21 protein-coding genes are annotated in these 18,958 nt (G+C 71.9%); 11 read left to right on the forward strand and 10 right to left on the reverse strand.

Annotated elements, in window-relative coordinates; all coding sequences use genetic code 11:
• Window positions 1-3: 3 nt before the first annotated feature.
• The 3 genes from AMIS_RS08360 to AMIS_RS41535 are packed head-to-tail and all read right to left on the reverse strand — an operon-like array spanning window position 4 to window position 2,162.
• Complete coding sequence (locus AMIS_RS08360) at window positions 4-1,413, reverse strand: PH domain-containing protein (RefSeq protein WP_014441779.1); 1,410 nt, start codon at window positions 1,411-1,413, stop codon at window positions 4-6.
• Window positions 1,410-1,931: a PH domain-containing protein gene (locus AMIS_RS08365; RefSeq protein ID WP_014441780.1), complete on the reverse strand. Its 522-nt coding sequence runs from the start codon at window positions 1,929-1,931 to the stop codon at window positions 1,410-1,412. Before AMIS_RS08365 ends, AMIS_RS08360 begins: the two co-directional genes overlap by 4 nt.
• A gap of 9 nt (window positions 1,932-1,940) precedes the next feature.
• The gene (locus AMIS_RS41535; RefSeq protein WP_083888592.1) at window positions 1,941-2,162 is read right to left on the reverse strand and encodes a hypothetical protein; all 222 of its coding nucleotides are present in this window, start codon (window positions 2,160-2,162) and stop codon (window positions 1,941-1,943) included.
• 326 nt (window positions 2,163-2,488) lie between these two features.
• Between AMIS_RS41535 and AMIS_RS08370 the strand changes: the two genes are divergently transcribed.
• Genes AMIS_RS08370 through AMIS_RS08380 form a run of 3 tightly spaced genes read left to right on the forward strand, consistent with a single transcriptional unit; the run spans window position 2,489 to window position 5,687 of the window.
• Complete coding sequence (locus tag AMIS_RS08370; protein WP_014441781.1) at window positions 2,489-3,733, forward strand: AAA family ATPase; 1,245 nt, start codon at window positions 2,489-2,491, stop codon at window positions 3,731-3,733.
• The gene (locus tag AMIS_RS08375; protein WP_041829628.1) at window positions 3,715-4,740 is read left to right on the forward strand and encodes a DUF58 domain-containing protein; all 1,026 of its coding nucleotides are present in this window, start codon (window positions 3,715-3,717) and stop codon (window positions 4,738-4,740) included. The genes AMIS_RS08370 and AMIS_RS08375 overlap by 19 nt, the downstream gene beginning before the upstream one ends.
• Window positions 4,737-5,687 carry a VWA domain-containing protein gene (locus tag AMIS_RS08380; RefSeq protein WP_014441783.1) on the forward strand — a complete coding sequence of 317 codons (951 nt, stop codon included), beginning with the start codon at window positions 4,737-4,739 and terminating at the stop codon, window positions 5,685-5,687. The genes AMIS_RS08375 and AMIS_RS08380 overlap by 4 nt, the downstream gene beginning before the upstream one ends.
• A gap of 398 nt (window positions 5,688-6,085) precedes the next feature.
• On the opposite strand, the gene AMIS_RS08385 is transcribed toward AMIS_RS08380, so the two are convergent.
• On the reverse strand, window positions 6,086-6,733 hold the full coding sequence (locus AMIS_RS08385; protein WP_014441784.1) for a response regulator: 648 nt from the start codon (window positions 6,731-6,733) through the stop codon (window positions 6,086-6,088).
• Window positions 6,730-7,938 (reverse strand): sensor histidine kinase, encoded by a 1,209-nt coding sequence (locus AMIS_RS08390; protein WP_157434769.1) that lies wholly within the window; start codon window positions 7,936-7,938, stop codon window positions 6,730-6,732. The genes AMIS_RS08385 and AMIS_RS08390 overlap by 4 nt, the downstream gene beginning before the upstream one ends.
• A gap of 39 nt (window positions 7,939-7,977) precedes the next feature.
• Here AMIS_RS08390 and AMIS_RS08395 point away from each other — a divergent pair, with 39 nt between their 5' ends.
• Genes AMIS_RS08395 through AMIS_RS08420 form a run of 6 tightly spaced genes read left to right on the forward strand, consistent with a single transcriptional unit; the run spans window position 7,978 to window position 12,198 of the window.
• On the forward strand, window positions 7,978-8,682 hold the full coding sequence (locus AMIS_RS08395; protein WP_014441786.1) for a beta-ketoacyl-ACP reductase: 705 nt from the start codon (window positions 7,978-7,980) through the stop codon (window positions 8,680-8,682).
• Between the two features lie 27 nt (window positions 8,683-8,709).
• Entirely contained in the window at window positions 8,710-9,477 is a 768-nt protein-coding gene (fabI, locus tag AMIS_RS08400) for an enoyl-ACP reductase FabI (protein WP_014441787.1), read from the forward strand.
• Between the two features lie 20 nt (window positions 9,478-9,497).
• Entirely contained in the window at window positions 9,498-10,529 is a 1,032-nt protein-coding gene (locus tag AMIS_RS08405) for a ferrochelatase (RefSeq protein WP_041829629.1), read from the forward strand.
• Window positions 10,526-11,305, forward strand: coding sequence for an HAD-IIA family hydrolase (locus AMIS_RS08410; protein ID WP_014441789.1), 780 nt, complete (start codon window positions 10,526-10,528; stop codon window positions 11,303-11,305). The genes AMIS_RS08405 and AMIS_RS08410 overlap by 4 nt, the downstream gene beginning before the upstream one ends.
• A complete protein-coding gene (locus AMIS_RS08415) occupies window positions 11,306-11,794 on the forward strand; it encodes an NUDIX domain-containing protein (protein ID WP_014441790.1) in 489 nt (162 codons plus the stop codon). It begins immediately after the preceding gene.
• On the forward strand, window positions 11,791-12,198 hold the full coding sequence (locus tag AMIS_RS08420; RefSeq protein WP_014441791.1) for an NUDIX hydrolase: 408 nt from the start codon (window positions 11,791-11,793) through the stop codon (window positions 12,196-12,198). The genes AMIS_RS08415 and AMIS_RS08420 overlap by 4 nt, the downstream gene beginning before the upstream one ends.
• A gap of 231 nt (window positions 12,199-12,429) precedes the next feature.
• On the opposite strand, the gene AMIS_RS43955 is transcribed toward AMIS_RS08420, so the two are convergent.
• Window positions 12,430-12,873 (reverse strand): NUDIX domain-containing protein, encoded by a 444-nt coding sequence (locus tag AMIS_RS43955; protein WP_014441792.1) that lies wholly within the window; start codon window positions 12,871-12,873, stop codon window positions 12,430-12,432.
• A gap of 286 nt (window positions 12,874-13,159) precedes the next feature.
• Window positions 13,160-13,942, reverse strand: a complete 783-nt coding sequence (locus AMIS_RS08430; protein WP_014441793.1) for a hypothetical protein — start codon at window positions 13,940-13,942, stop codon at window positions 13,160-13,162.
• A gap of 90 nt (window positions 13,943-14,032) precedes the next feature.
• Between AMIS_RS08430 and AMIS_RS08435 the strand changes: the two genes are divergently transcribed.
• Window positions 14,033-14,836, forward strand: a complete 804-nt coding sequence (locus AMIS_RS08435; protein ID WP_041829630.1) for a DUF3097 domain-containing protein — start codon at window positions 14,033-14,035, stop codon at window positions 14,834-14,836.
• Here the strand turns inward: AMIS_RS08435 and pdxR are convergent.
• Entirely contained in the window at window positions 14,817-16,220 is a 1,404-nt protein-coding gene (pdxR, locus tag AMIS_RS08440; protein ID WP_014441795.1) for a MocR-like pyridoxine biosynthesis transcription factor PdxR, read from the reverse strand. The genes AMIS_RS08435 and pdxR overlap by 20 nt on opposite strands.
• Before the next feature lie 66 nt (window positions 16,221-16,286).
• Here pdxR and AMIS_RS08445 point away from each other — a divergent pair, with 66 nt between their 5' ends.
• Window positions 16,287-17,333, forward strand: coding sequence for a DMT family transporter (locus AMIS_RS08445; protein WP_014441796.1), 1,047 nt, complete (start codon window positions 16,287-16,289; stop codon window positions 17,331-17,333).
• Here the strand turns inward: AMIS_RS08445 and AMIS_RS08450 are convergent.
• Both AMIS_RS08450 and AMIS_RS08455 read right to left on the reverse strand, forming a co-directional pair.
• Window positions 17,309-18,415 carry an SPFH domain-containing protein gene (locus AMIS_RS08450; protein ID WP_014441797.1) on the reverse strand — a complete coding sequence of 369 codons (1,107 nt, stop codon included), beginning with the start codon at window positions 18,413-18,415 and terminating at the stop codon, window positions 17,309-17,311. The two genes, AMIS_RS08445 and AMIS_RS08450, sit on opposite strands and share 25 nt — an antisense overlap.
• A gap of 30 nt (window positions 18,416-18,445) precedes the next feature.
• Window positions 18,446-18,895, reverse strand: coding sequence for an NfeD family protein (locus tag AMIS_RS08455; protein ID WP_014441798.1), 450 nt, complete (start codon window positions 18,893-18,895; stop codon window positions 18,446-18,448).
• Window positions 18,896-18,958 lie beyond the last annotated feature (63 nt).

Raw genomic sequence — 18,958 nt, forward strand, 5'->3', positions numbered from 1 at the left:
ACCCTATGGCCTGCGGGCGCGGGCCGCGCGGGCCCGGATCGCCAGCTGTTCGGCGATGGCCCACGCTTCGGCGAGGTCCCGGTCGTGTGCCACCCCGGACCGCCCGCCGGCCGTGTCGGCGTAGACGGTGGCCAGTCCCAGCCGGCGCTGCAGCGGCCCCTGGACGACCCGCACGCTCTGCATCCGCGCGTACGGCACCAGGCTCAGCTCCCGGGTGACCCGCCCCTGGCGGGTGACGAAGACGTCCGGGGTCAGCCCGGCGCCGTAGAACCGCAGCCCGATCGGGTGCAGCCAGCGGGCCCGCAGCGGCGGCGGTGAGGTCGCGAGCGTGGCCAGGTCGACGCCGGGCAGCACTTCGGCGACCAGGGCGCGGGCGGTCTGGATGTCGCCGACCGGCATCAGCCGGTCGGAGGTCTTGTCGTCGCCGGCCTCCGGCCCGCTGTACCCGGCGATGTCCAGCCGCAGGTTCAGCCAGCGGGCCCGCCGCCACAGGAACGGCCAGATCACCCGCACGGTCTGCACGCGGTTCGGCGGCACCACCTGGTTGCGCGTCTCGGTGAGCCCGTAGTGCAGGACCAGCCGCCGGTCGTGGTCGCGGCTGAGCCGGAAGTCCCAGTCGCCGAGCACCCGCCGGATCGGCTGCAGCAGCACGCCGGCCATCGCGGTGACGGTGCTGGCGATGCCGATGAACGACCAGGAGTGCTGCATCACGAACTGGGTGATCACCCACGCGACGCCGATCGGCAGGAAGAACGCCTGCGGCGTCAGCAGCTGGCTGATCAGCAGGTCACGGTTGTGGACGCGGTAGAGGGGGGCCTCGGCGGGTGGCGCAGCGACGGCCCCGGCCGCCGGGTCCGTGCCGATGGCGCTTCCCGACTGGGTACGGCCGGAGAGCGCCAGCAGCCGTTCCCGCAGCGCTGCGGCCTCCCGGACGGTGAGGTACGCCAGGGGCGCCTCGGTCTTGCTGCCGCCGACGACTTCGAGACGGAGCTCGGCGAGCCCGGTGAGCTGCGCCAGCAGCGGACGTCGCAGCTCCACGGCCTGCAGCCGGTCGAGGGGGATGGCCCGGTTGCGCCGCCAGATCAACCCGTCGGTGATCCGCAGTTCCCGGCCGATCACCTGGTACCCGGTGCTCCACCAGCCGACCACGGAGAAGATCACCACGCCGACCGCCAGCGCTGCCACGATCATCGCGAAGTGGGTGGGTCCGACCCGGTTGAGGGTCTGCCAGGAGAGCGCCGCGACGATCACCACGAGGCTCTTGGCGCCGTGGAGCAGCGGGCTGAGCGGGTGCAGCCGCTGCCGTTTCTCCAGCCCCGCGCCGGGGTCGGGCGGCGCCGGCGGGTATCCCGGCGGCGGGGCGCCCTGCGGCCAGGCCGGCGGGACGGACGGTGGGAGTCCGGCGCTGCTCACAGGCCCTCGGCCCGGTCCTCGCCGAGGGCGGTCAGCCGGTCGCGCAGCCGGGACGCCTCTTGCGGCGGCAGTCCCGGAACCCGGGCGTCGCTGGCCGCCGAGGCGGTGTGCAGCTGCACGGTGGCCAGCCCGAACGCCCGCTCCAGCGGCCCCGCCGTGACATCGACGAACTGCATCCGCGCGTACGGCACGATCGACAGGTGGCGGATCAGCAGTCCGTGCCGGACCAGCAGGTCGTTGTCGCGCTCGGCGTATCCCCAGGCGCTGACCGCGCGGGCCTCGATCACCGCGCGCCAGAGGCCGAGCAGCACCACCGCGCCGATCCCGATCAGCCAGCCGGACTGGCGGCCGAAGAAATACGCGATCCCCAGTCCGGCGACCAGGACGGCGATCCAGGCGGCCAGCCCGATCAGCTGCACGACGATCAGCTTGGGGGAGACGGAACGCCACTCCACCGTGTCGGGCCACGGTTCGAGGGCATCGGGGGGATTGACGACGCTGCGGGGCGGCTCGCTCACACCTGAAGCCTAGGAGATGCTCGCATTTCCCGCCGCAGTGAAGGGCGTGACCTCGCGCAGGAAGCCCCGCGCATCGAGGAAGGACCCGAGCGTGGATCGATGATCACCGCAGGCCAGCCACGTCTTCCGGTATTCCGGCGTGTGGATTTTCGGATTGTTCCAGCGGAGCTGCCAGATCGCGTCCGCGCGACAACCTTTGGCGGAACACTGCGGGGAAAGAGCCTCGACCATTCCGGAGAACCTAACGGATGGGAGTTATAGCGCCGGGCGGCCACGGGGGAAGCCGCCCGGCGACAAGGGAAATGCTACACGCTTCATTTCCGCGCGTATCCACCCGGTGACCGTGCCCGATCCGGCGGATCGCGCAGAAAGATCAACACGTCTGGCCTCTTGCGCTCCGGCAGATGATGACTGCGAGGTGACGCCGCCGATGCATAGGCTGGTGTGCGCGCGGCCGGTATTTCTTAGGAACCTCCCAGCCGTGTGATGTTGTCTGTCGTGTAAGTCTTGAGCGTCGGCATCCACGCCGGCGCATCACGACCGCTTGTGGAGGACCGGTGGCGCAGCCGAGCACGTCCGAGACCGAGACCAGTCCCGACGCCGGGGCGCAGGCGTCGGCGCCGTCGGTCGTTCCCCCCGCGCAGGACGCGTCGCAGCTCGAGCGAGCCATGTTCGAGGTCAAGCGGGTGATCGTCGGCCAGGACCGGATGGTCGAGCGGATGTTCGTGGCCCTGCTGGCCCGCGGCCACTGCCTGCTCGAGGGCGTCCCCGGCGTGGCGAAGACGCTCGCCGTGGAGACCCTGGCCAAGGTGGTCGGCGGCACGTTCTCCCGGGTGCAGTTCACGCCCGACCTGGTCCCGGCCGACATCGTCGGCACCCGGATCTATCGGCAGTCGAGCGAGCGGTTCGACGTCGAGCTCGGCCCGGTCTTCGTCAACTTCCTGCTCGCCGACGAGATCAACCGGGCGCCCGCCAAGGTGCAGTCCGCGCTGCTCGAGGTGATGGCCGAGCATCAGGTGTCGATCGGCGGCAAGAGCCACCCGGTGCCCGACCCGTTCCTGGTGATGGCGACGCAGAACCCGATCGAGCAGGAGGGCGTCTACCCGCTGCCCGAGGCGCAGCGCGACCGCTTCCTCATGAAGATCCTGGTCGGCTACCCGACGGACACCGAGGAACGGGAGATCGTCTACCGGATGGGCGTGAGCGCGCCGGAGCCGAAACAGGTCTTCACCCCGGCCGACCTGCTCGCCCTGCAGCAGCGCGCCGACCAGGTGTTCGTGCACAACGCGCTCGTCGACTACACGGTCCGGCTGGTGCTGGCGACCCGCGCGCCGGCCCAGCACGGCATGCCCGACGTGGCCCAGCTGATCCAGTACGGCGCGAGCCCGCGCGCCTCGCTCGGCATCGTCCGGGCCACCCGGGCGCTCGCGCTGCTCCGCGGCCGTGACTACGCGCTGCCCCAGGACCTGCAGGACATCGCGCCGGACATCCTGCGGCACCGCCTGGTGCTCAGCTACGACGCGCTCGCCGACGACATCCCGGCCGACCACATCGTCGCCCGGATCATGCAGACCGTGCCGATGCCGTCGGTGGCGTCCCGGCAGGGCACGTCACCCCACCCGGGCCAGCCGAACCCGGGCCAGCCCCATCCGGGCCAGCCGATTCAGGGCCAGCCGCTCACCGGGCCGAACGGGCAGGGCGCCCCGCCGGCGCAGCCGATCAGCGGCGTCCCGGCGGCCGCGTTCGACACCCGCCAGCACTATCCGCAGGCCGGCGGCCCGGGCTGGCACGGACAGCCGTGACGGCCCCCGGCCTGTCACCCGTCACGCCGGACGAGTCGGCGCGGGCCGAGGCGGTCCTCGGCCGGCTGCAGCTGCTCGTCACCCGCAAGCTCGACGGCCTGCTCCAGGGCGACTACGTCGGCCTGCTGCCCGGTCCGGGCACCGAGGCCGGCGAGTCCCGGGAGTACCGGCCGGGCGACGACGTGCGCCGGATGGACTGGCCGGTCACGGCACGCACCACGACGCCGCACGTGCGCCGCACGGTGGCCGACCGGGAACTCGAGACGTGGATGGCGATCGACCTGTCGGCCAGCCTGGACTTCGGGACCGCGCGGTGGCTCAAGAGTGATCTGGTGATCGCCGCAGCGACCGCGATAACGCACCTCACCGCTCGCGGCGGCAATCGGATCGGCGCGGTGGTGGGGACGGGTCCGGGCGTACCGGAGAAGGGTCTGAGCGGCAGTTGGTGGCGCCGCAGGGCGGCGACGGCGCCCGGCCCCGCGCCCAGCCCGCCGATGATCCGGATGCCGGCGCGGCCGGGGCGCAAGGAGGCGCAGGGGCTGCTGCGCGCGATCGCCAGGACCCGGATCCGGCCCGGGCGCGCCGACCTGGGCCAGCTGATCGACATGCTGAACCGGCCGCCGCGCCGCCGTGGCGTCGCCGTGGTGATCTCCGACTTCCTGGCGCCGGTCGAGGGCTGGGCGCGGTCGATGCGCAAGCTGGGTGTCCGCCACGACGTGCTGGCGATCGAGGTGGTCGACCCGCGTGAGCTGGAACTGCCGGACGTCGGGGTGCTCACCCTGGCCGACCCGGAGACCGGCGAGCTGCACGAGGTGCAGACCGCCGACCCGAGACTGCGCCGGCGGTACGCGGAGGCCGCCTCGGAGCAGCGGGCCGCGATCGCCCGTGCCCTGCGTGCCGCGGGCAGCGCCCATCTTCGGCTGCGCACCGACACCGACTGGCTGCTCGACATGGTCCGCTTCGTGGCCGCTCAGCGCCACGCCCGTACCCGAGGGACCACACGATGATCCGTTTCCTGGAACCGTGGTGGCTGCTGACGCTGCTGCCGGTCCTCGCCATGGCCGGCCTCTACGTCTGGCGGCAGTTCCGCAAACGCAACTACGCGATGCGCTTCACCAACGTCGACCTGCTGCGCACGCTCGCGCCGAAGGGCCTGGGCTGGCGCCGGCACGTGTCGGCCGCCGCGTTCCTGCTGATGCTCGGCGCGCTCGCGGCGGCGACGGCCCGCCCGTCGGTCGACACCGAGCAGCCGCTGGAACGCGCCACGGTCATGCTCGCCATCGACGTCTCGCTCTCGATGCAGGCCGACGACGTGGCGCCGAGCCGGATCGAGGCGGCGCAGGAGGCGGCGAAAGCGTTCGTGAACGAGTTGCCGCCCAGCTACAACCTGGGGCTCGTCTCGTTCGCGAAGGCGGCGAACGTGCTGGTCTCGCCGACCAAGGACCGGTCCGCGGTGATCACCGCGATCGACGGGCTGACGCTCGCCGAGGCGACGGCGACAGGTGAGGCCGTGTTCACCTCGCTGGACGCGATCCGCTCGGTGCCGTCGGACGGCGCGGACGGCGCTCCGCCGGCCCGGATCGTGCTGCTCTCCGACGGATACCGGACGTCCGGGCGGTCGATCGAGGACGCGGCCACCGCGGCGTCCTCGGCGAACGTGCCGGTCTCCACGATCGCGTTCGGCACCGACACCGGTGTGGTGGACATCCGTGGCTCGGTGCAGCAGGTGCCGGTGGACCGGCTGTCGCTGCAGGAGCTGGCGGACAACACCAAGGGCCACTTCTACGAGGCCGCGTCGGTCAGCGAGCTGAAACAGGTCTACGAGGACATGGGCAGTTCGATCGGCCACCGGACCGAGCCACGGGAGGTGACCCAGTGGTACGCCGCGACCGGCCTGCTGTTCGGCCTGATCGGCGCGGGTCTCAGCCTCTTGTGGACGTCCCGGCTGCCCTGAGTCTCACGAGTTGTGCGCGAGCACGAAGAGCATGACCACCCATGCCGACAGCAGGGTGAAACCGAGGGGCGCGACGAGGTTCTTCACGGGAAACACCACACTTCCGCTGGTGACTGTGCGAGGCGGGTAACGCGCATGTCACGTGTCGCGGCCGAGCCCGGCACCCGGCGTCGTGGCGCACACGACGCGACCGGCCGGCCGTCGACACGGCGGGACCGGTGGGTGCGGGGTGGGAAAGCGTCTGGTCAGCGGTCAGAAACGCTGACGAGCGTCCCGGCCACGACTAGGAGGATCGCTATCTCGCACAGCGATCACCTCCATAGCTCGTTCTGGCCTGGGAACCGCCTGGGAGCGTACTCCTTAAGCGCCACTTAAGGAAATCGGGTCACCCGACCTGACTATTCCCCGGCGGCGACCAGGCCGGTCTCGTAAGCGAGCACGACCGCCTGGGCCCGGTCCCGCAGCCCCAGCTTGCCGAGGATCTTCCCGATGTGGGTCTTCACGGTCTGCTCGGCGACCACCAGGTCAGCGGCGATCTCCTGGTTGGAGCGCCCGCGCGCGATCAGCCGCAGCACGTCGGTCTCGCGCGGGGTGAGCGCGTTCAGCTCGACCGGCCGCGGCCTGTTCCGCGCCGGCCGGGCGGCGAACTCGGCGATCAGCCGCCGGGTCACCGACGGAGCCAGCAGCGCCTCACCGGACGCCACCACCCGCACCGCCGTGACCAGGTCATCCGCGGGCGCGTCCTTGAGCAGGAACCCGCTCGCGCCGGCCCGCAGCGCCTCGTAGACGTAGTCGTCGAGATCGAACGTGGTGAGAATCAGCACTTTCGGCCCGCCGGCCAGCCGCCGGGTCGCCTCCAGGCCGTCCATCACCGGCATCCGGACGTCCATCAGCACCACGTCGGGGCGCAGCTCACGGGCGGCGGTCACCGCGTCCGCGCCGTTCGCCGCGTCGCCGACGACCAGCAGGTCGGGCTGGGCCGCGAGCAGCGCACCGAAGCCCTGCCGGACCATCGCCTGGTCGTCCGCGATCAACACCTTGATCATGAGTTCTCCCTGGGTCGGGGGATTGTGGCGACGACCTGGAAGCCGCCCTGTCCGTCGGGTCCGGCGGTCAGCTCCCCGCCGAGCAGGGCGACGCGCTCGTGCATGCCGACCAGCCCGTGCCCGGTCCCCGCGGTGGCCTCGCGGGTCAGCTCGTTGTGCACGCGCAGCTCCAGGGCGCCGGGGCGGCCGCGAGCGCGGAGCCGGACCGGGCCGCCGGGCGCGTGCCGCGCCGCGTTGGCGAGCGCTTCCTGCACGATCCGGTACGCGGCCAGCCCCACCGCCTCGGGGAGGTCCGGCAGCTCGGGCAGCTCGGCGTCGACGGGCAGCCCCGAGCGCTGCGCGGTGGTGACGAGCTCGGTGATCCGGTCGTACCCCGGTTGTGGGGTTGTCAGTGCCTCTTGGCTGTCGGATCGCAGCACTCCGAGCAGGCGGCGCATGTCGGTCAGCGCCTCCCGGGCGGCCGCCGCGATCGTGGTGAGTTCCTGTTTCGCGGATTCCGGCAGATCGGCCACCCGGTACGGCGCGGTCTCCGCCTGCACCGCGATCATCGACATGTGATGCGCCACCACGTCGTGCATCTCCCGGGCGATCCGGGCGCGCTCCTCCAGCACCGCCCGCTTGGCCCGTTCCAGCTCGTTCAGCTCGGTCTGTTCCTCGAGCAGCTCGCGGGTGCTGCGACGGCGGGAGACGATGTCGCCGAGCGCGGCCACCGCGACGATCAGCACGGCGGCGCCCCAGGCGTTGGCGTCCGGCGCGTAGAGGAAGACCGGGACCAGCGTGATCGACACCGCCCAGATGGTCACCAGGGACGTGCTGGTGGCGGCGAGCCGGCCGATCACGACGAGCGTGCCGATGATCTGCACGGTGTTCCACGGCCAGGACTCCGCCGGATCGGAGTTGATCACCCCGGCGAACATCATCACCAGGGCGATCCGCCAGGCCAGGACCGGCCGGCGGTACGCCACCGCGACCGGCAGCACCGAGCCGATCGCAAGCAGGACGTCCAGCGCCACCGGCATTTCCCGGGTGGCCGCGAGGTAGCCGCCGGCGGTCCAGCCGAGACCGGCGAGACCGAGAAGGACCAGCGGCAGCCCCAGCCGGATCCATCGACGGCGCGCCGGTGGCCTGGGAATCTCCTGCTTGAACGTTAGGTAAGTCAGCGGCCCCGTCACGCCGCCGCGCGCGGAAGGGCCGTTAGTCTCCATTCCCAGCAGGTTATGACCACGTGTCGAAGGGGTGGGGTTGTGGCTCGGACCGTTCTGGTGACCGGAGGAAACCGCGGCATCGGCCTGGCCATCGCCCAGGCTTTCGCGAAGCAGGGCGACCGGGTCGCCGTGACGCATCGCGGGTCGGGCGCGCCGGAGGGCCTGTTCGGTGTGCAGTGCGACATCACCGACCCGGAGGCCGTGGACGCCGCGTTCACGTTCGTGGAGAACGAGCTGGGCCCGGTCGAGGTCCTCGTGGCGAACGCCGGCATCACCGATGACACGCTGCTGCTGCGGATGAGCGAGGAGCAGTTCGAGCGGGTCATCGACACCAACCTCAAGGGCTCGTTCCGGGTCGCCAAGCGGGCCAGCGGCAAGATGCTGCGCGCCAAGTGGGGCCGGATGATCTTCATTTCCTCGGTCGTGGGCCTGTACGGCGGTCCCGGTCAGGTGAACTACGCGGCGAGCAAGGCCGGCCTGGTCGGCATGGCCCGCAGCATCACCCGCGAGCTGGGCAGCCGCAACATCACCGCGAACGTGGTGGCCCCCGGCTTCATCGAGACCGAGATGACGGCCGTGCTGCCCGAGTCCCGCAAGGCAGAAATCATCAAGTCCGTCCCGGCCGGGCGCCTCGCGAGCGTGGACGAGGTCGCCGCCGCGGTGACCTTCCTGGCCAGCGACAGCGCGGCGTACATCTCGGGCGCCGTGCTGCCGGTCGACGGTGGCCTCGGAATGGGCCACTGACTTTTTCAGTCTCAGGAGAGAATTTTCGTGTCTGGACTTCTGGCCGGTAAGCGGCTGCTCATCACGGGTGTCATCACCGACGCCTCGATCGCGTTCTCGGCGGCGAAGGTCGCGCAGGAGGCCGGCGCCACCGTGGTGCTGACCGGCTTCGGCCGGCTCTCGCTGGTCGAGCGGATCGCCAAACGGCTGCCCGAACCGGCTCCGGTGATCGAGCTCGACGTGACGAACCCGGAGCACCTCGGCGGCCTGGCCGACAAGGTCCGCGAGCACGTCGACGGGCTGGACGGCGTGCTCCACTCGATCGGCTTCGCGCCGCAGAGCTGCCTCGGCGGCGGCTTCCTGGACGCGCCGTGGGAGGACGTGGCGACGGCGCTGCAGATCTCCACGTTCTCCTACAAGTCGCTCGCCATGGCGGCGCTGCCGCTGATGGGCCGGGGCGGCTCGGTCGTCGGCCTGACCTTCGACGCCACCCAGGCGTGGCCGGTCTACGACTGGATGGGCGTGGCGAAGGCCGGCCTGGAGTCCGCGAACCGCTACCTCGCGCTGCACCTCGGCGAGAAGGGCATCCGCAGCAACCTGGTCTCCGCCGGGCCGCTGCGCACGATGGCCGCCAAGTCGATCCCCGGCTTCGAGCAGTTCGAGGAGGCCTGGGCGGAGCGGTCCCCGCTGGGCTGGGACCTGACCGACCCGGAGCCGACCGCCCGGGCGATCTGCGCGCTGCTCTCCGACTGGTTCCCCGCGACGACTGGTGAGGTTGTGCACGTCGACGGGGGTTACCACGCGATCGGTGCGTGATCGGGTGGCAGGATGGTCGGGTGGTATACGACGCCTTCGTCCTGCTCTCCTTCGGCGGGCCCGAGAAGCCCGATGACGTGATGCCGTTCCTGCGCAACGTGGTGCGCGGGCGCGGAGTTCCGGACGAGCGCCTCGCCGAGGTGGCCGAGCACTATATGCACTTCGGCGGGGTCTCACCGATCAACCAGCAGTGCCGTGACCTGCTCGCCGCCATCGGCGACGAGTTCGGCCGGCACGGCATCGATCTGCCGCTCTACTGGGGCAACCGCAACTGGCAGCCGATGCTGGCCGACACCGTGGCGCAGATGCGCGACGACGGTGTCGAGACCGCGCTCGGGTTCGCCACCAGCGCGTACGGCGGTTACTCCTCCTGCAAGCAGTACTGGGAGGACATCGCCGCCGCCCGCAAGGCGGTCGGGCCGGGCGCCCCCAAGATCCTGAAGCTGCGGCAGTTCCACGACCACCCCGGTTTCGTCGAGCCGAACATCGAGTCGGTCCGGACCGCTCTCGCGTCCCTCGACGAGTCCCGGCGCGCCACCACCCGGCTGGTCTTCACCGCGCACTCCATCCCGGTCAGCATGGCGAAGACCGCCGGGCCGACGGGTGGCCGCTACAACGCCCAGCTGGAGGAGACGGCCCGGCTCGTGCACGCCGCGGCCGCCGCCGACCTGGAGTACGACCTGGTCTGGCAGAGCCGCTCCGGCCCGCCGCAGGTCCCGTGGCTCGAGCCGGACATCAACGACCACCTGGAGTCGCTCGCCGAGAAGGGCGTCACCGACGTGGTGGTCAGCCCGATCGGGTTCGTCTCCGACCACCTCGAGGTGATCTGGGACCTGGACAACGAGGCCAAGGACACCGCGGCCCGGCTCGGCCTCGGGTACGCGCGGGCCACCACCCCCGGCACCCACCCCCGGTTCGTCGCGATGATCCGCGAGCTGGTCCAGGAGCGGACCGCGGGAGCGTCCCACACGACGCTCGGTACGCTCCCGACCTGGGACGTCTGTCCCACCGACTGCTGCCCGCCCCCACAGCGACGAGGAGCCCCCTCATGACGGACCGCAAGCCCACCGAGAGCTGGCTCACCGACATGGACGGCGTGCTCGTCCACGAGGGTGTGCCGGTGCCCGGCGCGCCCGAGTTCGTGAACCGGATGAAGGAGTCGGGCAAGCCCTTCCTGATCCTCACCAACAACTCGATTTACACCCCGCGCGACCTGCAGGCCCGGCTCGTCCGGATGGGTTTCGACGTCCCCGAGCAGTCGATCTGGACGGCCGCGCTGGCGACCGCTCAGTTCCTCTCCGACCAGCGACCGGGCGGTACCGCGTACGTGATCGGCGAAGCCGGCCTGACCACGGCGATGCACGCCTCCGGGTACGTGCTGACCGAGTTCGAGCCGGACTACGTGGTGCTCGGCGAGACCCGCACCTACAGCTTCGAGGCGATCACCAAGGCGATCCGGCTGATCAACGGGGGCGCCAAGTTCATCTGCACCAACCCGGACGCCACCGGCCCGTCCAACGAGGGCCTTCTCCCGGCCGCCGGCTCGGTCGCCGCGATGATCTCCAAGGCGACAGGTGTGAAGCCGTACTTCGTCGGCAAGCCGAACCCGATGATGATGCGCTCGGCGCTGAACGCGATCGGCGCGCACAGCGAGACCACCGCGATGATCGGCGACCGGATGGACACCGACGTGCTGTGCGGTCTCGAAGCCGGGCTGGAGACCATCCTGGTGCTCACCGGGATCAGCAGCCGGATGGAGAGCGAGACGTACCCGTACCGGCCGTCGCGCATTGTGAACTCCGTCGCCGATCTGATCGACGAGATCTGAGTGCCCGCCTGGGAGGAGTCCTACCTGGGACAACTGCGGGAACTCGCCGGACCGGAACGGGTTTTGATAACCGTCGGCGCCCGTGCCGTCCTGCGTGACGGCGACGGCCGGGTGCTGCTGATCAAGCGAAGCGACAACGGGCGGTGGGCACTTCCGGCCGGGACCATGGAACTCGGCCAGACGCTGCAGGACTGCGCGATCCGCGAGGTCTTCGAGGAGACCGGGCTGACCGCGCACCGGGTCACGCCGTTCGCCGTCTACTCCGGCGGGCACGTGTCCACCAATGTGTACGGGCACCGGTACCAGCACATCTCGCTCGCGGTCCGGGTCGAGGAGTGGTCCGGCGAACTCCTCCGGGAGACCGACGAGACCACCGACGCCGCGTTCTATCCGCTCGACGCGCTTCCGGAGGGCAGCACCCACTCGGTGCACGCCACCCTGGAGGACCTGGCGCGCTTCGAGGCCGGCGCACCCTTCGTCCTCGCATGACGGTCTTCGCCGGGGTCGTCGCGGCCGCCTGGGTCTGTGTCCGGGACCGGCGCGTCCTCGTCGTGCGCGCGCACGGCTCGGACGCGTTCTACCTGCCCGGCGGCAAACCGGAGCCGGGGGAGACACACGCCGAGGCGGCCGCCCGGGAGGCCCTCGAAGAGGTCGGCATCCCGGTCGACCCGGCGCGGCTGCGGCCGTTCGCCACGATCGAGGCGCCGGCCCACAACCGGCCGCCGGGCACCCGGGTCCGCCTGGTGACGTTCGTCGCCGACGTGCCGGGCGAGCCGGCCCCGGCCAACGAGATAGCGGAGCTGGCGTGGTTCACCTCGGCGGACGAGGGCCGCTGCGCTCCGGCCATCAAGGTGTTGCTGGCCCGCCTGCACGAGTCCGACCTGATCGACTGACCCGCGCCGCCGCTGCCCCGCCGCCGCCCCGCTGCGCCGCCGCGCCGAGCCGTAGTCCACGCAGGTCATGACGCCGTTTCGCCTGCTTCCGCTACGGCTGGCGGTGGCGAGCCGTAGTTCATGCAGGTTATGGCGCGGTTTTGCCTGCGTCGGCTACGGCTGGTGGTCGTGAGCCGTAGTTCATGCAGGTCATCACGCGGTTTTACCTGCGCGGGCTACGGCTCGGGGTGCTCAGCGGTGCTGGGTGAAGAAGCGCTCGGCTATCGCCGTGTGGATGCTGAAGCCCAACTCGGTCGGGCCGTAGAGGACCTCGCGGCTCAGGGTCTCCCCGGCCGGCGGGGGCGGCGGCAGGACGGCGGCGCCGATCAGGGGTGGCAGCAGGCCGAAGATGAGGATCGTGCCGTCCGGGGCGCTGACGGTGTCGAAAAGGCGTACCAGGGAGGGGTCTCCCACCACGCCCGTCTCCTCACCCAGCTCGCGCACCGCCGCGGCCTGCCAGGTCTCGCCCAGCTCGATGAAGCCGCCCGGCAGGGCGAGCCGGCCCTCGGCCGGTGGGATCCCGCGCCGCACTACGAGCAGGCCGGCGCCGACGGGCTGGACCGCGACGGCGACCGGGCTGGGATTGCGGTAGGTCGTCTCGCCGCACGCGGTGCAGCGCCGTGGCCCGCCCGGCACCGACCCGGCGCTGGCAACGGACCCGGAATCGGCCCCAGCAGCCGACACAGAGGCGGTGCCGGGCGGAGCAGCTGACGCGAGCCCGCGGCCGGGGCCGGGCGCAGGGGCGGTGCCGGGTGGAGCAGCTGACGCGAGCCCGGCACCGGGGCCGAGAGCCGACGCGGAGGAGGCGCCGGGCCCAGCAGCGGCGCGGCGGGCAGAATCGGAACCGGCGGCGACGGCCGGGACCGCGGCGGGTGTGAAGCGGGCACCGCAGAACGTGCAGTGGGCGTGCCGGTCCGGCATGTTACGGCCGCAGCGGCGCGTTGCAGGCCGCCACCAGCGCCTGCCGGCAGGCCGCCGTCAAGGGCCGCAGCGCCGAGTCCCGGGCCTGGGCCTCGAAACCGTTCACCGCGCCGCCCGGCGCGTTCGTCTCGGCGAGCGCCAGCACCTGGTCGAGGACGCTGGCGCGGGCGAAGAGGCGGCGGGAGCGGGGGTCGAAGCCGGGCGGCAGGGTCGCGGTGCTCTCCGGGCGGCGCAGAGCCTGCAGGGCGCCGGCCAGCTCCGGTTTCCACTGGGCGACGTCGAGCCGGGTGAGCTGCGCGGTGGCCTCGCCGAGCGCGGCGGTCAGCTCGGCTTCGGCCTCGGCGGCGCCCATCTGGAAGACCGGGCGGTGCTCGGGTGCCGGCATGAACCGCCACAGCACCGTCTCGAACTCCACGCCGGACCCGGACGTGTGCCGGCGGACCTCGGGGATCACACCGAACTCGGGTGTCATCACCACCTCGCCGGCGAGCAGCGCGGCGCCGGTCAGCTCGCCCGGGCCGGGCAGGCCGCGTGGGTCGCCGGGCACCGGCAGGACCAGGCGGATGTCGTCGGGATGCAGTTTCGCGAGGGCCGGCAGCGCCTGTGCGAGCGGAATGTCGGTCCAGGTGCCGGGAGCGTCCGCGACCAGGTGCTCCTCGCCGTCGGCGATCTCGTCGGCGATCTCGTCGAACGGCACGAGGCCGGCGCGCCAGGCGCGCACCCAGGTCACGAACCTGGTGGACCGGCGGGCGGTACGGGTGGCCGCCCCAGCTACGGGTGACATGCGAGCAAGGGTACGTGCCGGTACGGAAGGTTGTCTCGGCTCGGAGCGTCACCGCCGGTGTGTTCGTGATCGCGGGTTACCGTGCGGGACATGTATGGGGAGGATGTGCTCGCGGGTGGCAGGCGTCGCCGCAAGCCGATACCGGAGGTGGACGCCGAGCCGGATCTGGTCGTCGAGGACGCCGATTCGGGGTTCTGCGGGGCGGTGGTCGGCTGGGAGCTCGGCGCCGTGGTGCTGGAGGACCGGTTCGGGAAGCGCCGGAACTTTCCGCTGACGCCGGGTGCGTTCCTGCTGGACGGCGTGACGGTGACGCTGCGCAAGCCGGTTGTCGTCAATCATCAGCGACGGCGAGTGACCGCCTCCGGCTCGATCGCCGTGGACGGCGTGAAGGCTCAGGTGGCCAAGGCCAGCCGGATCTGGGTGGAGGGCATCCACGACGCCGCTCTGGTCGAGCGGATCTGGGGTGACGACCTGCGGATCGAGGGCGTCGTGGTGGAGCCGCTGGACGGCATCGACGACCTGGCCGCCGAGGTCGCCGCGTTCCGGCCCGGTCCGCGGCGCAAGCTGGGCGTGCTCGTCGACCACCTGGTGCCGGGTTCCAAGGAGAGCCGGATCGTGGCCGCGGTGAAGGACCCGGACGTGCTGGTGACCGGCCACCCGTACATCGACATCTGGCAGGCGGTGAAGCCGGAGCGGGTGGGTCTGCGGGCCTGGCCGGTGATCCCGCCGGGCCGTCCGTGGAAGGAGGGCGTCTGCGAGGCCGTGGGGGTGCGCGAGCCGGCCGACATGTGGCGCCGGATCCTCGCGTCGGTGCACAGCTACAAGGACGTCGAGACACCCCTGATCAACTCGATGGAGCGGCTGATCGATTTCGTCACGGTGCTCGACGACTGAGCGCTCTGCCGATGCGTTCGGCGGCCTCGGCGAGGCGGTCCGGCGGGTGGGCGGCGTAACCGATGACGAGGCCCGGCGGACCAGGTCGCCGGCGGTGCCAGGAGAGCGGCTGGACCAGCACACCCTCCGCGGCTGCCGCCTCCGCCAGAACAGTGTCGGCGATATCCCCGTACCCGGGAAAAGTGATCAGAAGGTGCAGCCCGGCAGCGACACCGGCCACCCGCGCGCCGGGGAGGTGCGCGCGTAGCGCGGTGAGCAGCGCGTCCCGGCGGCGGCGCTGCCGGGTCCGGACCGCCCGTAGGTGCCGTTCGTAGTCGCCGGACGCCAGCAGTTCGGCGAGGACCAGCTGTGGCAGGGCCGGATTGCCCAGGTCACTGGCGTGCTTGGCGGCGAGCAGGTCGGGCTGCAGGCGGCGCGGCGCGATCAGCCAGCCCAGCCGCATCGCCGGGGCGAGAGACTTCGAGACACTTCCCAGGTACGCGACGCGGTCCGGCGCCGAGCCCTGCAGCGCGGCGACCGGCGCCCGGTCGTAGCGGTGCTCCGCGTCGTAGTCGTCCTCAACGATCAGTCCCGGCCACCGCAGGAGAGCCCGTCGGCGTTCCGGGCTGAGCACCACGCCGGTCGGGAACTGGTGCGCCGGAGTCAGCACCGCCGTCGTCAGACCGGTTGCGATCAGGTCGTCGACCCGCATGCCCTGCTCGTCGACGGGCACCCCGACGACGCGCGTCCCCCAGTAGGTGAGCTGGTCGGCGGCGCCTCGCGAGCCCGGGTCCTCGACGGCGAACGCGGATCCGGTCACCACCCGCGCGAGCAGGGCGAGACCTTGCGCGACGCCCGCGCAGACAAGCACGTCGTCCGCTTCGGCCCGCACCCCACGGGTACGCCCCAGCCAGCGCGCCAGTTCGACCCGGAGCCCGGGTACGCCGCCCGGGTCGCCGTATCCCAGATCAGCTCCGGTCACCCGGCTCAGCGCCGCCCGCTCCGCCCGTAGCCACGCGGCGCGCGGGAACGCGGACAGGTCGGGCACGCCGGGGGAGAGGTTGAGGTCGATGCCGTCCGGGGTGGAGAGCGGCAGCCGCAGGGTGTCCAGGGTGCGCCGGCGGTCACCGGCCGGGCGCTGACCCTGCTGCGTGCCGCGTCCGGTGACGACGGTGCCGGAACCGGTCCGGGCGGTGACCAGCCCCTCGTCGGTGAGCCGCTGGTACGCCTCCACGACCACGCCCCGGGAGACCCGCAGCTCGCCGGCGAGCAGCCGGGTGGGCGGCAGCCGGTCGCCGGGCGTGAGCCGCCCGCCGGTGATGGCCGCGCGCAGGCCGTCGGTGAGCCAGGCGGTCAGGCCCTTGGCCGGCGCGGTCTCCGGGCGCAGCTCGAGGAAGTCCGACATTGGTCCATGTTGGCAGGCGCGAATTGGCCCTCGAACCGGACCATCCCACCGCGCAGGATCGGGGGCGTGAAAGCGTTACCGATCCTCGCCGGCGCGACCGGCATGGTGTTCGTCGGCGGCAGCGTGGCTGTCTCCGGTCACCTCGCCGAAGCGCCGCTCTTCACCGTGCAGGCCCTCCGGTACGCGGTGGCTTGCCTCCTGCTGCTCGCCTGGTCCCGCCGGTCCGGCGCGGCTCCCTCGCCCGGCGCGGCTCCCTCGCCCGGCGCGGCTCCCTCGCCCGGCGCTGTTGCTTCGCCCGGCGCTGTTGCTTCGCCCGGTGCCGCTGCGGTGCCCGTAACGCGTGGCGGGCGGCTGTCCTGGCCGCGGGGCGCCGAGTGGCTCTGGCTGCTCGGGGTCACCGGGACCGGCCTGCTGCTCTTCAACGTCGCCCTGGTACGCGGCGCGGCCCACGCCGAACCGGCGGTGCTCGGCGTCGCGGTCGCCTGCGTGCCGGTCCTGCTCGCGGCCGGTGGCCCGCTGCTGGAGGGCCGCACTCCGGCGCTGCGGGTGCTCGCCGCGGCCGTGGTGGTGACGGCCGGCGCCGCTCTCGTCCAAGGTCTCGGCCGCGCCGACGCCACCGGGCTCGGCTGGGCGTTCGTGACGTTCGCCTGCGAGGCCGCGTTCACGCTGCTCGCCGTGCCGGTGCTGGGCCGGCACGGTCCGCTCGGCGTCTCGGTGCACACCACGTGGCTGGCGGCGGTGCTCTTCGGCGTGACCGGGCTGATCGTCGAAGGGCCGGGCGCGGTGTTCCGGCTGGGCGCGCCCGAACTGCTGGCCGGCGCCTACCTCGCGGTGGCGGTGACCGCGGTGGCGTTCCTGCTCTGGTACACCTGCGTGGCCCGGATCGGCGCCGGCCGGGCGGGCCTGCTCACCGGTGTCGCCCCGATCAGCGCGGCAGTGGCCGGGATGGCGCTGGGCGGTCCGGCCCCGCGCCCGCTGGTCTGGCTCGGCATGGCGACGGTCGCGGCCGGCCTGGCCCTCGGCCTGACCAGCCGCACCCCGTCACCCGCCGAGCGCGGCCGCCCCCTGAGCGCCCGCCCCGCCGGCCGTCAGTTCTTCTCCACCTCGGAATAGTCGGCACTGCCCAGGGCTGCCGACGGCGGCAGCTGGGCGGACGACGGCAGGGCGGACGGCGGGAGAGCGGCCGTCGACTCGGCCTCGGCTGCCTGGACCTCGGCGTTCACGCGCTGCGCCTCGGCTGCGGCGGCCTCGGCGGCGGCCTGTGCCTCGCGCTCGACGGCGCCGGAGTCCACGTCCGACGACGGGATGTCACCGGCCATGTTGGCCAGACCGCCGAGCGCGCCGCCGAGGCCCTCGAGCGCCTTGGTGAGCTCGGTCGGGACGATCCACACCTTGTTGGCGCTGCCGTTGGCGATCTGCGGGAGGGCCTGGAGGTACTGGTAGGCGAGCACCTTCTGGGACGGGTTGGCCTGGTGGATCGCGTCGAAGACGGTGCGGATCGCCTTGGCCTGGCCCTCGGCCTGCAGGATGCGGGCCTGCCGGTCACCGTCGGCGCGCAGCACCTGGGACTGCTTCTCGCCCTCGGCGGTGAGGATCGCCGCCTGCTTGTGACCCTCGGCGTTCAGGATCGTGGCGCGGCGCTCGCGCTCGGCGCGCATCTGCTTCTCCATCGAGTCGCGGATGCTTGGCGGCGGCTCGATCGCCTTGATCTCGACGCGGGTGACCTTGATGCCCCAGCGGCCGGTGGTCTCGTCGAGCACGCTGGAGAGGTGCTTGTTGATCTGGTCGCGGCTGGTCAGCGCGCGCTCCAGGTCGAGCGAGCCGATCACGTTGCGCAGCGTGGTGACGGTCAGTTGCTCTATGGCCTGGAGGAAGTTGGAGATCTCGTAGGTGGCCCGCACCGGGTCGACGACCTTGAAGTAGAGCACCGTGTCGATCGAGACGACCAGGTTGTCCGACGTGATCACCGGCTGCGGCGGGAACGAGACGACCTGCTCGCGCATGTCCACCTTGGTGCGCACCGCGTCGACGAAGGGCACCAGCAGGTTCAGGCCGGGCGAGAGGGTGCGCTTGTACTTGCCGAGCCGCTCGACGACGTCCATCCGCTGCTGGGGGACGATCCGCACGGACTTGACGAGGGTGGTCACCGCGAAGACCGCGATGACTATGACGAGCACCAGGATGATGGCTTCCATGACGCCTCTCAGGTTGTTCGAAGGGTGTTACTAGACGTCGGGGAGATCGTCGTGCCACACCAGGACGGTGGCGCCACGGAGCTTGACGACCGTGACCCGGTCGCCCGGCTGAAACGTCTCCGTGCCGTCGAACGAACGAGCCTGCCACAACTCGCCGTCGATCTTGATCATGCCCCTGGACGTGTCGACCTCGTCCACGACCACGCCGTGCGACCCCACGATCGCCTCCACGCCGAACGGGGTGTCACCCGTCTCGATCGACGGCCGGGCGTGGCGCATCACGATCGGCCGCACCGCCGCCACCGACAGGCCGGAGACCACCGCGAACACGATGACCTGGGCAAGCAGGGGCGCGCCGAGAGCCGCCGCGAGGGCGGCCGCCCCGGCGCCGGCGGCGAAGAAGATGATCAAAATGGTCGCGGTGAAGGCCTCGCCGATCACCAGCGCGATCGCGAGGACGATCCAGAGTACGGCTTCCACACCCCTGATCGTGGCACGTCCGCGCACCCTCGGCACATGACGATTTGGCGTAGCCGATTCGTC

Source organism: Actinoplanes missouriensis 431, assembly GCF_000284295.1.
Lineage (GTDB): Bacteria > Actinomycetota > Actinomycetes > Mycobacteriales > Micromonosporaceae > Actinoplanes > Actinoplanes missouriensis.